Here is a 12,658-nt window from a genome sequence, read left to right on the forward strand (position 1 = left end):
ACACAAAGATCCTTTTTTCAGTATTCTTTTTAACAAAGTCAGCGCTTGTTTTAGCTGTATGTTTCTAAATTATTATACCACATTTTTATAGTTTTTTCAATATAATTTAGGTATATATTTCATGTATATCTATTATTCCAATGCAGTGCATTGCATCTTCAAGAAGAAAGCAGATTGCTACATAAGGCAATAAACAACAAGAGATTAGCCGATTTTGGGCTAATCTCTATGTCAGACTACTACACCGAAAGGTGTGTTACTTGTTAAGTTGGTTGAACTGCCGTGTACCGAGCGGTACGCACGGTGATGTGAGAGGTCGGCGGCTCATTGCCGCCTCCTACTCGATTATATGATTTTAATATTGACACCTCCCTCAAAATATAGTATAATAATCATGAAAACCATAAGATAAATAATCCCTTATAATTTCTACTATTGTAGATGAGTAGTGTAAAATTATAGGAAACTAAGATAAGTAATCCTTCATGATTTCTATGGAAGAATAACTTACGAAACATCACTATCAATAAGTATAGGGTAGTACAGAATCATCTGTTTATAAGTACCTTACATCTAATAATCAACGAGATCTATGAACTAAAGAGCGAAGAAATAGACGGGATTACGCTGTTTAGTATAGCAAAGAGCTTTGATTAAAAATGAGCCGACCTCACAAGAAATCGGCTCATTTTTTAACGGAACACGCCCATAACTTTGGGACTTATTTGGGCCTTATTACCCCAAAAAGATACTAAAAGCCGCATTAAGCCGTTTTGCTTAGCTTGCTTTGAAATGTCGTAAAATAGGGCTTTAGCGGGATTGGTAAAAAGTTGTAAAAGAACATTTGTGCGATTCAAGTTCCATTTGCCGCACCACCCAAAAGCTCGTAAACACGGCGTTTACGAGCTTTTTTCATGCCCAAAAACATAGCCTGTCCATTAACTGTCCATTATTGTAACTTGGCTGTCCATTGTGTGACCTGATGTAAGTTTATTCAGCTTGCATCGGGCTTTTTCTTTTTAAAGTCAAGCACATTTGCGATAGCATCACCAGCCCTCGCCTGCGCCTGCTGAAAGGTATGGCAGTAAATAGAAGTCGTTGTTCCGATAACACTATGTCCTAACGCACTCGACACAGCCGCAGGGTCAACGCCCTCGTTGATGAGGGAGCTGGCGTAGAAGTGTCGCAGGGAGTGTATGTCGCAGAATTTGAAATCGTGACTCTCGCAAAACCTCTTGAACCAAATGTACGGCGTGGTGTGATACATCGGTAAGCCGTTCTCCTGCACAAAAAGTCTGTCGGTGTCCGTCCACTTGCTGCCAATAAGCGCCCTGAAAGCGTCCTGCTCTGACTTGTAGCTTTTCAGCAAGTCCATTACATGGTCGGGAAATTTAAGTGAGCGCTGCGACTTTTTCGTTTTTGTAGTGTCGGTGTAGGTGCCTTTGCGCTCGCCGAGAGAGCTGTCCTTCCTGCCGACCACATAGAAGCTGTTGTCTACAAGCTCATATTCGTCTGAGAGAATGTGAATTCCGTTGTCATGCAAAGCTTGTTCAAGCTCTGCGGCTGTAAAATCACGGCTGTTCATAAAGCCCTCGTCATGATTTCCGTAGGAATACCACACGCCGTATTTTACATTCATTTTGCCGAGTGCTTCGCAGGCTCTCAGCATATCTACCTTCTTTGACCAGTCATCAACGAAATCTCCGGGGATAAGCACAATGTCGGGGCGCTGTTCCTCGATAGTTTTCATATGCTACGCAAAGCCCTCGCCGTCAAAGGTGGTGCTCATGTGGCTGTCGGCAAACATTGCTATTTTCAGGCTGACGGGCTTTTCGGTTTCAAGGCTGTAATCAGTCTGCCAGACGTGGTGAAGAAGATAATATCCGACCGCAAGGTAGATGACCGATGTCCCTATCGCGAGCCACCCCTGCCAGTAGACTGCTGTCTCCCTGCCCGTGAAATGCCTGACTATTCGCATTATCCCGCCAAAGGCAAGAAAGAACAAGACCTCGTGAAGAAAAACAACTGCCGCATTTACGGGCGACATCGCAAGTGATACTATCAGGGCAACACCGCACAAAGACCGCCTGAAGGCTTTGTACGCAACTTACTTGCATCTTTTCCGTCATATTACACATTTTTCCCTTGAAATACGGTAGTATTCCTTCGGAAAATCTGTGCAATCTGACGAAAAAGCTGACTGCGCAATTTGCGCACAATCTTCGTGCGGTGTTGCCTCAGAAAAACTAATGCGATGCACGCAAGTGACAATACATTTTTCAGCCATTTCCTGTCTCCTGCAAGCGCCTTGATACCTCCAAAGCGCCCAACAGCGATCACCATATATACAACTCCCGTGATGAGTGCTGCAGCTATAACACCGAGAATAATGAGCCACATTATGCTTGCTTGTCTTGTCATTTTTATCACCTCGTTAAAAATCCGCCTTGTGTTTCTACAATAATTGTAGCACACAAAGCGGTGTAAGTCTAATTGAAATATTAAATAACCGATAGAAATATTTAATCGCTATACTTTAAGGTCGCTGTTCTCGTAGGTCTGTTGAACGAGCTTTACAAAGTCATGTACGAATTTCCGGCTCTCCGACTTGTGGGTATAAAGGGCGCAGGGCATTTTCTCCTGACAGTCAAAGGGTATCCACACAAACTCGCCGGTGTGGTCATTGAGGAATCCCGGTGACAGGCAGATGCCACGCTCGGACGCCACATTTGTCAAAGTGGTGTTGTGGTCGGGGCTGTTGAAATAGCTGATATTGCCGCCTGCGATAAGGCGCTGCTGTACGGCTTTCAGCTCGGGCGGTGAGGTATTGCCAACCATTAAATTCCGCCCCGAGAGGTCGCTTTCACGGATCAGCCGCTTGCGTGAGAGCATATCATTTTTCTTGCAGATAAGGTAAATGCCGCTGTCGAAAAGGTGGTGTTTTTTTACGTCATGGATTCGTTTCATATTGTGTTCGAGGGAGAACGTCACGTCCATTTCGCCTGCAAAAAATCGCTCTAAGTAGCCCGAATAAATAAAGTAAGGCGTGACGGAAATATCGGGGTAGACCTTTGCAAACTCCATAATTATCTGCGGCAGATAATAAAGTGCAGACCGCACTGGCATACAGATGTTGATGTTGCCCTTGTACTTTGAGCTGAAATTCTGCCCGTTTTCTATCGCCTTGTTCAGCTCAGTCAGCACACTTCTTATTGTCACGATAAACTGCTCTCCTGCGGGCGTGAGCGCTGCGCCCTTGCCCGAACGTGCGAATATCTCAAAGCCGATCTCCTCCTCTAACAGCTTGATCTGATAGGTCAGTGTGGGCTGGGAGATAAAGAGGTTTTCAGCCGCACGGTTGAAATTCTGCGTCCGTGCAAGCTCGGCGGCATAGGTAAGCTGCTTTGTGGTAATGGTATCACCTCAATTTAATTTTTCTATCGGTTATAGGATTATTCTATTGGACTATTTCATTATAGCATGATATAATGAAAATGTAAAGAAAAACTTTTATGAGGTGATCTGTATGACAAATTTCAACCTGAACGATAACACAACAATTCCCGCAACAGGCTTCGGCGTATTCATGGTACCAAACAACGGTCCGACTGAGGAAGCTGTCACGACTGCTCTCAAAGAGGGCTACCGCCTGATCGACACGGCGGCGGCATATCAGAACGAGAGCGATGTGGGCAAGGCTGTGAAAAAGTCGGGTATTCCCCGTGAGGAGATCTATGTGACCTCAAAGCTGTGGCTTCAGGACTACGGCTATGAGGCGGCGAAAAAGGCGACCGACACCTCGATTTCAAAGCTGGGGCTTGATTACATGGACTTGTATCTGCTCCACCAGCCCTACGGCGACACGGCAGGTGCGTGGAAGGCTCTTGAAGAAGCGGTCAGGGCAGGCAAGATACGTTCGATCGGAGTGAGCAACCACACGGTCAAATTCCTTGACAAGCTGCTGCCGAAAATGGAGATACTGCCCGTTGTCAACCAAATGGAGTGCAATCCGTATTTCCAGCAGAAAGAGCTGCGCGAGTATCTTGCAAAGTACAATATCCGCATGGAGGCATGGTATCCGCTCGGCCACGCAAACCGCAAGCTGCTGACCGACAAGGTGCTTGTGGGGCTTGCAGAAAAGTACGGCAAATCAGTCGCACAGATCATTCTTCGCTGGCATTATCAGGAGGGCATCATCGCACTGCCGAAAGCGACTTCTATTGAACATATCCGTGACAACATCAGCATTTTTGATTTTGAACTTAGTGACGAGGATATGACTGCGATCCGTGGGCTCGACAAGGGCAAGGGAACCCATGACCCCGATAATTTGTCGAATGCGGTGACGCTTGGAATGTATAAAATTCACTGAGGTGAGAGTATGAAAATATTAAAGTGCATTATGCCCATTATGATATGTGCAGCACTCGCTTCCTGCGGTGCAACCGACAGCAGTTCTGTTTCAACAACTGATAATACGACCGCAGAAGTTTCCACAACTGCTGTAACATCAGCCAAAACAGAGGTTGAAGTCAATTCAGAAGAAACTGACGAAGCAACAGTATCACAGCAGGAAAATCAACCGAATGAAACGGACAATTCGGGCTATCCCGAATTTGATTTCGACACGAAAACCGTCACTCTCAACAGCGGCTATGAAATGCCGATACTGGGGATCGGCTGCTTTTCTCTCTCGGACGAGGAGGCGGAGAACTCAGTCTACTGGGCGCTTTCTGACGGTTATCGGCTTATCGACACAGCCTGTATTTACGGCAATGAGGAGGCGGTCGGACGTGGTATTCAGCGAGCCATAGATGATGGCATCGTCACCCGTGATGAGATATTCGTCACCACGAAGATGTGGACCGATGACTATGATGACGGTGAAGCTGCGGTGCAGGCTTCCCTCGACAGGCTGGGGCTTGATTACATTGACCTGATGATACTTCACCACTCCCAGCCCGAGAACGATGTGCAGGCTTATCAGGCTATGGAAAAGGCGGTCGGCGAGGGTAAGCTGCGAAGTATCGGGCTTTCCAATTACTATAAGCCGGAGGACTTTGACAGGCTTGTAAATGCCACGACGATCAAGCCGGCACTATTACAAAATGAAACCCACCCCTACCACCAGAGCAAGGAAATGCAGTCGCATATCGCACAGTACGGAACGGTGCTTGAATCCTGGTTTCCGCTTGGCGGACGCAGCAACACGCAGACGCTTTTCGATGATCCGACTATCTCGGCTATCGCAGCGGCTCACGGCAAGACCTCTGCACAGATCATTCTGCGCTGGCACTTGCAGGCTGGGAATATTGCGATACCCGGCAGCAGCAACCCCGACCACATTCAGGAAAACTGCGAGATATTTGACTTTGAGCTAAGTGCTGACGAAATGGCACAGCTTACGGCAATTGATAAAAATGAACGCTTTGCGGACTATTAAGGAGGAATCTTTATGGCTATGGTATTTGACAGAAACGAAAACAAAAGGGTCGCTGTACTGCTTGGTGCAGGCAGCATGGGAACGGCTATCCTGCGCCGTGTTTGTGCAGGAATGACACTGCTCTTCGGTGACATCAGCGAGAAGCGCCTTGATGAGGTAAAGCGTGAGTATCAGGGTTACGGCTATGCGGTGGAAACTATGGTGGTCGATGCCAACAGTAAAGAGAGCATCGAGGCCTTTGCCGCAAAATCCGCCCGGCTTGGCGAGGTGAAATACTTCATTCACACCGCAGGACATTCGCCCAATCAAGCAAGTCCTGAGAAGATCATCGACCTTGATCTGATCGGCTCAAAGTACGCACTCGATGCTTTCGGAAAGGTCATCGCAAAAGGCGGCGCAGGGCTGCTTATCTCCAGTCAGACGGGGTATATGTTCCCGCCTCTCACCGCCGATGAGGAATAACAAATCATGACCACTCCTGCGGATAAGCTCAAATACCTGCCCTGTCTGTCGCCCGAACGCATTACCAATTCGGGAACAGCATATATCGTTTCCAAAAAAGCGAACCACTTGCAGGTGCAGTATGCCGCCGCTCATGAATGGGGCGAGCGTAGTGCGAGAATAAACACCATAAGCCCGGGAGTTATTGTCACGCCCCTTGCCTATGACGAGTTCAATGCAAACGGCGCAGGCTATCAGCGAATGATCGACGCAACACCGATGCACCGTGTGGGCTCTCCCGATGAGATCGGTGCGGCAGGTGCGTTTCTATTAAGTGATGCCGCAAGCTATGTGACGGGCACAGACCTGCTTGTGGACGGCGGAACGATAGCGGCGCTGAAAAACAAGAAGTTTCAGTTAGGTAGGTAAAATGAGAGCGCTGTTGCTATTGATGATATTGCTGCTGTCGGGCTGTGCGGCAGAGGGAGGAAATACCTCATCAAAACCTGTGACAACTATCGAAAGCGGTGATAATATGACAAACTACGACTTTTCTACACTTACAAATGTGGAGCTGATTAATGCAGACATCGGCTCCATGACCGATGAGCAGCTTTCCGTTCTGTACGCACAGGCGAGATACTGTCAGGCTATGACCAATGCGGACATCGACACGATGCGTGAACTGGTTTCAGAGGATATGACCTACACCCACATGAGCGGCATGACGCAGACCCGTGAGGAATACTTTACAGACATTGCCGACGGAAGCCTGCGGTACTTCACGATCGGTATGGACAGCCCGAAGGTCGAGGTCAGCGGTGATACAGCAAGTGTGACTTATACCTCGGTGCTGAATGCCAATGCCTACGGTGCAAGAGGAACATACCGCATGAAAGGCACGCATTACTACGAAAAGCGTGACGGCGAATGGATAGCCGTCAATGCAACTGACAGGTAAGGAGGAATCATAATGAATACAAGAAAACTGAAAGACATAGAGGTTTCCGCAGTCGGCATGGGCTGCATGGCTTTTTCTCACGGCTACGGCAAAATCCCAAGTGAGCAATACAGCATTGAGGCGATACAGAACGCCTACCGGCACGGCTGCAATTTCTTTGATACAGCGGAGGTCTACAGTCCGAATCTGTCGGGGATAGGTCACAACGAGCTGATCGTCGGCAAGGCGCTTGAAGAAGTGCGTGATGATGTTGTTATCGCAACCAAGCTGATGCTTCACTCTGTCGGCTTCGGCAGAAAAGTCTATGACGAGATACGCCGCCACCTTGAAGGCTCACTTGACCGCCTGCGGACTGACTATGTTGACATCTATTATCTGCACCGAATGGGCGGTGTGCCTGTAGAAAAGGTCGCAGAAGCAATGGGCAGGCTCATTGATGACGGACTTATCAGAGGCTGGGGACTCTCTCAGGTCGATGTGGATGTGATCGATGCAGCACAGAGGGTCACGCCCTTGACGGCAATACAGAACATCTACTCAATGGTAGAGCGTGACTGCGAGCGCCGAATTATCCCATACTGCATGGAGCATAACATCGGCTTTGTGCCGTTTTCGCCTATCGCAAGCGGTCTGCTTTCGGGCAAGATAACTGCCGAAACACAGTTTGAAAGAAACGACGATGTGCGCAACTGGGTCCCACAGTTATCCCGTCAGAACATCGAGGGCAATATGCCGATCGTAGAGATGCTTAATAGCTTTGCTGACAGGAAAAACGCAACGCCTGCACAGATCTCCCTTGCATGGATGCTCCACAAATACCCGAATGTAGTGCCGATACCCGGCTCAAAAAACAAGGAACGCATCATCGAAAATCTGAATGCTGCCGATGTGGAGCTTACGGACGAGGAGTTCAAGGCGCTTGACAGTGAGCTTAATAAACACAAGGTCTACGGACACCGTGGGCTTGGCGGATTCTGAACCTATACAAGCAACAAAACGGCGACCCTTCACTGGATCGTCGTTTTATTGTTTCGTTTCAAAAGCATTTGCAGGATAAATCCCACATAGGCAAACAGCACCATGACAGACAGGTATTGAAGCACAGTCAGCAAAGCAGAAGCGTTTGTGTCGATGAATACAAATTGCACTTTTCTGAACAGATAGTCTGTGAATTTCAGCGAGATAAACTCATAGATACCGACTGCACCGACCACACCGAAGATGATACGCAAAGCCCATACCACAGCCTTGTTTTTCAGCTTCATTCGTGCCGCTATCTGCGAAATATGCATACCGAGATGAACGCTCATCATCACAAGTCCCCAGTAGGCGCAGAGCATATGCACTGTTCTGGCGAACATCGCACCGCCGATATTCACAAAGGTGAAAACGTGCTTTGAGATCACGATACCGCTGTACATCAGCCCGATCATACACAGAAATACAAGCGCATTGACAGCAGTGTTCACGCTCCTGCGAAGATCATATTTACCCTTGAACAGCGACTTTATCCAACCGAAGTTCAGGATATGATGTAAAATGAACAGACCAAACATCGCAATGCCGATCACTTCATGTGCCGTTTCTCCCACGATAGAATAGCACATCAGAACGGGCAGAGCCGCTGTCATCAGAATGTCAGCGGCTGTTTTTATCTTCATTTTCATATCAGAATCCCAGCCCGTCAAGCCAGTCACGGACAGCCTGCTGCGTATCGGAGCTAAACTCCTGCGCAGTTTTGCCTTGAATTGCCATACCGTCAAGCACCTGTGCATTCGGCAGATAGCTTCCGATCGCAGAGTATGTTCCCGATTCACCGCTGCCTTCGTGAGTGTTGAACGGGATAACCACCTTGTCGGAGAAATCATAGCTGTCCATAAAGGTATAGACCGCCATAGGCATATCGCCCCACCAGATCGGATAGCCTAAGAACACTATGTCATACTGCTCCATATTCTCAACCTTGCCCTGGATCTCGGGACGTGCTTTGTCAGCCTGCTCCTGCTTTGCCACATCGCAGCAGTCATCATAATCCGCAGGATAGGGCGTGACAGTCTCGATATGAAAGCTGTCTGCACCGACCTCATCTGCGATAAACTCTGCAACTATCTGTGTATTGCCCTTGTCTATCGTGCCGACGTTGTAATTCTCATCGGCACGGGAAAAGTACGCAACAAGGATATTTTTGCCGTCGCTGTCTGTCGGAACCCCCTGTTTCAGCCTGACTTGACGCAGCGCTTTCATCAGACTGTTTATCATCGGCTTTTGTATCGTCTGACTTGCTGTCCTGCTTATTCAGCTTTTCCTGCACTGCTGCCTTGTCATTATCTGCAACGCTTGGGGCAGATGCAGGCTCTCCACTGCCGCAGGCGGTCAGCATCGATCCCATCATAAATGCCGCAATTACAGTTATAACTCTGTTTTTCATATCGCACCTCACTCAGTTGGTCTCAAATCGCCATAAAAAAAGCTCGAAGTTGCTCCACCGTCACACAGGAAGGTGGAACCTGTGATGAATTCTTATCGCCGAGGACGATCTTTTTGCCATAGCCTACCCGCCTTGCGATAGCCATACTGATCTGTCCTGCACCTGTAACTAACATTACTTCTTTCATGGGATCACCTCAGAATTGATTTTTCAGAATTTCGATAAATTCATTTGTGTGCTTTTTCGGGTTATCGGCTTTCATAAACGCACAGTACCGCCTGATGATCGGCTTGCCGTTTCGTGTGAGTCTGACCGCCTTTGTGGTGGTCTGTATTGCATCACCGCTGCCCTCTATGGGCATAAAACCCTTGCCCTGAATGACCTGCATCAGGGCATCATCAATATATTCTGTGAAATATATCTCGCTCTGAAAGCCCATGTCATTTGCATAAAAGCTGCGCTCCGTTTCCTGCTGATCGGGTGAAGAAAGGAGTATCAGCGGCGTGTTTTTAAGGTCGGAAATTTCAACCTCGTCAAGCTGGGCAAGGGGGGAATTTGTCGATATTTCCGCATAATATTCCCGAATGTCAAGCACGATGTTCACATACTCGTCAGAGAACGCCCTGCGCTGGTCGTTCAGAACAATATCGATCTCTCCGTTTCGAAGGAGTGCGTAAAGCGCATCGTGGTTTCCGTGGGTGACTTCCACTGTCACATCGGGGTACTGAACCGTAAACTCCGACACAGCGCTGTTGAATTCCTTGCCGCTGTAACCTTTAAGCAGTCCGACTTTCAGCAGCTCTCCGCTATTGCCTGAAACTCTTTGCAGCTCACGCACGATGTTATCATAATCTGCCACCAGCACAAGACTTTTCTTGTAGAAAAACTCGCCTGCGGGAGTCAGCGTGAAGCTGCGCTTTTTTCGCTCTAAAAGCGTCACACCAAGTTCTTCCTCCAGTGCCTTTATCTGCTGAGAGATAGCCGACTGCGAAATAAAATGCTCCTCTGCGGCTGCGGTAAAGCTGCCGAGCCGCACTACCGACTGAAAATAGCGTATTTGTTTGAGCATAATATCACCTCAGTAGGTCGAGGCGCTCGCTAAAGCAAAGCGCCATTCGCCATTATTCTTCACAAGCTGAAACCTAAGCTGTAGCCGCCATGTATGCTTTCCGCCGCCGAACACCGCCGCCGTGACCTTGCTCCTGCCTGTCAGCACGGCAGTATCACCATTGATCTCCACCTGCATATCCTCATGTTCGGCAGAGTAGTAATTCAGCGTGCCGTCCATGATCGAGCTGATATAGACTTCCTTCGGCTGCCGCATACCTGTCATGTGAACAAGCACAAAGCGGTCATCGTGGACACGTTCAAGCGTAGGCTTATCCTTGTTCACCATAGCGGTGTACATCTCCTTGTAGAGATGAATGATCTGTTCCTTGTCGGTCATAGTATCACCGTCAGTCATGAATTTTGTAATGATTCAAAAGCATCTCGCCAACACCCGGAGCTTCGGGATCGTGGGAACCCTTGCCTGTATCGAGCGCACGAATGCTGTCCATTTCCTCATCTGTCAGAGCGAAATCAAAAATGTCAATATTACCTTTAATACGCTCCGGATTCGTGGACTTCGGCAGAACGATAAAGCCCTCCTGCACCTCAAATCGCAGAATGATCTGTCCTGCGTTCTTACCGTATTTTTCAGCGAGTGCAGTTATCGCAGGATTTTCAAGCAAAGACTTATCACCGTGACCGAGGGGATACCACGCTTCGAGCTTTACATCGTCCTTTGCAAGCACCTCACGCAGAGCCTTCTGCTGGAAAAGCGGATTGCATTCCACCTGATTGACCGCAGGCTTTGTGGCAAAATCAGCCGTCAGCTCGGTGTAGAGTTTCGGTGTCATATTGCTGACACCGATAGACTTGATCTTGCCCTCAGCCTTTGCTTCTTCAAGAGCTTTCCACGCACCTGCCACATCGCCGTAGGGCTGGTGGAGCAGATAGAGGTCGATATAGTCAAGTCCCAGCTTGGAAAGTGACGTATCAATGCCTTTCTTAGCAGCTTCATAGCCGTAGTCCTGAAGCCACAGCTTGCTTGTGACGAAGATCTCCTCACGGGAAATTCCGCTGTCACGGACAGCCTTGCCGACTTCCGCTTCGTTGAAATATGCCGCTGCCGTGTCTATGTGGCGGTAGCCGACATTCAGTGCTTTAAGCACAGCATTGTATGTCGAGCCGTCGGCAGGGATCATGAACACGCCGAAACCCACCGCAGGGAGCTTGTTGCCGTCATTCAAAGTAATGTAATTCATAAGAGTTCCTCCTCAGATAGATTTCTTCGCCCACGCAGCGACCTTGCTTTCGGAATTTGCAGACTCGGCACCGTGAATGGAAAGCCCCGCCTTGACAGTTGCACCCTTGCAGAGGTTTTTCAGATCACGCTCACTTGAACCCATACCGCTGCCCTCGTTGGTACAGAAGGGAATAATCGTCTTGCCTGACAGATCATATTTTTCGAGGAGTGTGAACATACACATGGGCATCGTTCCCCACCAGTTAGGATAGCCCACAAAGATCGTGTCGTAGCCCTCAAAGTTATCGGGATAAGCCTTGATCTCGGGACGAGCCTTTGCACGCAGTTCAGCCTTTGCTTCCTCGATGCAGGTCATATAGCTCTCGGAATAGGGCTTGACGGTGTCCACCTCAAAGAGATCACCGCCTACTGCGTTCTGAATGAACTCAGCAACTCTCTCGGTGTTACCCTTGGCAATTGTTTTCAAGCCGCCGTTCCAGTAGTTTTCGCCCTTGCGGGAATAGTAAATGATAAGTATATTAGCCATTGTGATTACCTCCGTGATATATTTGGTAATTATATTGTATCACGGATTTTCGGATAAATCAATCTTAATTTCGGGGATATATGATAAGATTTACTTATGTAAACTGCACTTCTAAAACCATAATGTTGTTTTGTGTTTTGCAAAAAGCTGTGGGAATATCCGTTACGATGCGTTATGTAAAGAAACAGGGCAAGAAAATAGTGAACCTTGCAGATGAAAAGGGAATAGGCTTCTGAAAAGGAGAATAAGGCGATACCTATGCGTTGTCAGGTATCGCCCTTATTCGTTATTATTATGATTATTCTTGTCGATAGGTACTGCTACTGGTATAGTGTTACTATTTGGAACGGGGATAGTTGTGCTTGCCTGAGAGTGTCCGAGAACGCTTAGGGTCGTTTCAACGTCAAAGATTATGTAGACTGCCATATCGTATCACTCCCAAGCAAAGCAGATTATAGGTTAAGGCAACACCGCTGGGCCATTGTACGTCAGACACGCAGTCAAATTTTTCGTCAGATTGGCTAAATTTACCGCAGGAATACTAACGT

At 48.0% G+C, this 12,658-nt stretch carries 15 protein-coding genes and 3 pseudogenes; 5 read left to right on the plus strand and 13 right to left on the minus strand.

Features of this window, described 5'->3' with window-relative positions; all coding sequences use genetic code 11:
* Positions 1–994: 994 nt before the first annotated feature.
* From CD05_RS20140 to CD05_RS21220, 5 genes and pseudogenes are all read right to left on the minus strand, one after another.
* Positions 995–1,750, minus strand: coding sequence for a tyrosine-type recombinase/integrase (locus tag CD05_RS20140; RefSeq protein ID WP_051589077.1), 756 nt, complete (start codon positions 1,748–1,750; stop codon positions 995–997).
* A gap of 3 nt (positions 1,751–1,753) precedes the next feature.
* Complete coding sequence (locus tag CD05_RS20145; protein ID WP_028511300.1) at positions 1,754–2,080, minus strand: hypothetical protein; 327 nt, start codon at positions 2,078–2,080, stop codon at positions 1,754–1,756.
* 50 nt (positions 2,081–2,130) lie between these two features.
* Positions 2,131–2,421 (minus strand): hypothetical protein, encoded by a 291-nt coding sequence (locus CD05_RS0115835; protein ID WP_028511301.1) that lies wholly within the window; start codon positions 2,419–2,421, stop codon positions 2,131–2,133.
* A 108-nt stretch (positions 2,422–2,529) separates the two neighbouring features.
* Positions 2,530–3,219: a LysR substrate-binding domain-containing protein gene (locus CD05_RS0115840; RefSeq protein WP_242841280.1), complete on the minus strand. Its 690-nt coding sequence runs from the start codon at positions 3,217–3,219 to the stop codon at positions 2,530–2,532.
* Between the two features lie 21 nt (positions 3,220–3,240).
* Positions 3,241–3,414, minus strand: a pseudogene (locus CD05_RS21220) (LysR family transcriptional regulator); the annotation flags it as partial.
* A 112-nt stretch (positions 3,415–3,526) separates the two neighbouring features.
* On the opposite strand from CD05_RS21220, the gene CD05_RS0115845 reads away from it, so the two are divergent.
* The 5 genes and pseudogenes from CD05_RS0115845 to CD05_RS0115865 all read left to right on the plus strand — a co-directional run bounded on the left by CD05_RS0115845 (position 3,527) and on the right by CD05_RS0115865 (position 7,823).
* On the plus strand, positions 3,527–4,372 hold the full coding sequence (locus tag CD05_RS0115845) for an aldo/keto reductase (RefSeq protein WP_028511303.1): 846 nt from the start codon (positions 3,527–3,529) through the stop codon (positions 4,370–4,372).
* A gap of 9 nt (positions 4,373–4,381) precedes the next feature.
* Complete coding sequence (locus tag CD05_RS19115) at positions 4,382–5,443, plus strand: aldo/keto reductase (protein WP_242841281.1); 1,062 nt, start codon at positions 4,382–4,384, stop codon at positions 5,441–5,443.
* Positions 5,444–5,518: 75 nt separating this feature from the next.
* A pseudogene (locus tag CD05_RS21225) lies at positions 5,519–6,313 on the plus strand (SDR family oxidoreductase).
* 1 nt (position 6,314) lies between these two features.
* Positions 6,315–6,845 carry a nuclear transport factor 2 family protein gene (locus tag CD05_RS0115860; protein WP_037323097.1) on the plus strand — a complete coding sequence of 177 codons (531 nt, stop codon included), beginning with the start codon at positions 6,315–6,317 and terminating at the stop codon, positions 6,843–6,845.
* A 12-nt stretch (positions 6,846–6,857) separates the two neighbouring features.
* Positions 6,858–7,823 (plus strand): aldo/keto reductase, encoded by a 966-nt coding sequence (locus tag CD05_RS0115865; RefSeq protein ID WP_028511305.1) that lies wholly within the window; start codon positions 6,858–6,860, stop codon positions 7,821–7,823.
* Between the two features lie 29 nt (positions 7,824–7,852).
* Here the strand turns inward: CD05_RS0115865 and CD05_RS0115870 are convergent, their stop codons facing one another.
* From CD05_RS0115870 to CD05_RS20760, 8 genes and pseudogenes are all read right to left on the minus strand, one after another.
* The gene (locus CD05_RS0115870; RefSeq protein ID WP_028511306.1) at positions 7,853–8,512 is read right to left on the minus strand and encodes a DUF4405 domain-containing protein; all 660 of its coding nucleotides are present in this window, start codon (positions 8,510–8,512) and stop codon (positions 7,853–7,855) included.
* Between the two features lies 1 nt (position 8,513).
* On the minus strand, positions 8,514–9,104 hold the full coding sequence (locus CD05_RS19125) for a flavodoxin (RefSeq protein WP_242841282.1): 591 nt from the start codon (positions 9,102–9,104) through the stop codon (positions 8,514–8,516).
* 254 nt (positions 9,105–9,358) lie between these two features.
* Positions 9,359–9,460: pseudogene (locus CD05_RS20755) on the minus strand (short-chain dehydrogenase); the annotation flags it as partial.
* A 9-nt stretch (positions 9,461–9,469) separates the two neighbouring features.
* Positions 9,470–10,342 (minus strand): LysR family transcriptional regulator, encoded by an 873-nt coding sequence (locus CD05_RS0115885; RefSeq protein ID WP_051589080.1) that lies wholly within the window; start codon positions 10,340–10,342, stop codon positions 9,470–9,472.
* A 9-nt stretch (positions 10,343–10,351) separates the two neighbouring features.
* Positions 10,352–10,720 carry a nuclear transport factor 2 family protein gene (locus CD05_RS0115890; protein WP_028511308.1) on the minus strand — a complete coding sequence of 123 codons (369 nt, stop codon included), beginning with the start codon at positions 10,718–10,720 and terminating at the stop codon, positions 10,352–10,354.
* A gap of 10 nt (positions 10,721–10,730) precedes the next feature.
* Entirely contained in the window at positions 10,731–11,582 is an 852-nt protein-coding gene (locus CD05_RS0115895) for an aldo/keto reductase (protein WP_028511309.1), read from the minus strand.
* 12 nt (positions 11,583–11,594) lie between these two features.
* Positions 11,595–12,110: a flavodoxin gene (locus tag CD05_RS0115900; RefSeq protein WP_028511310.1), complete on the minus strand. Its 516-nt coding sequence runs from the start codon at positions 12,108–12,110 to the stop codon at positions 11,595–11,597.
* A gap of 279 nt (positions 12,111–12,389) precedes the next feature.
* Complete coding sequence (locus CD05_RS20760; protein ID WP_156947529.1) at positions 12,390–12,536, minus strand: hypothetical protein; 147 nt, start codon at positions 12,534–12,536, stop codon at positions 12,390–12,392.
* Between the last annotated feature and the right edge of the window lie 122 nt (positions 12,537–12,658).

The sequence above is a fragment of the Ruminococcus sp. NK3A76 genome (genome assembly GCF_000686125.1).
Taxonomy (GTDB): Bacteria; Bacillota; Clostridia; order Oscillospirales; family Ruminococcaceae; genus NK3A76.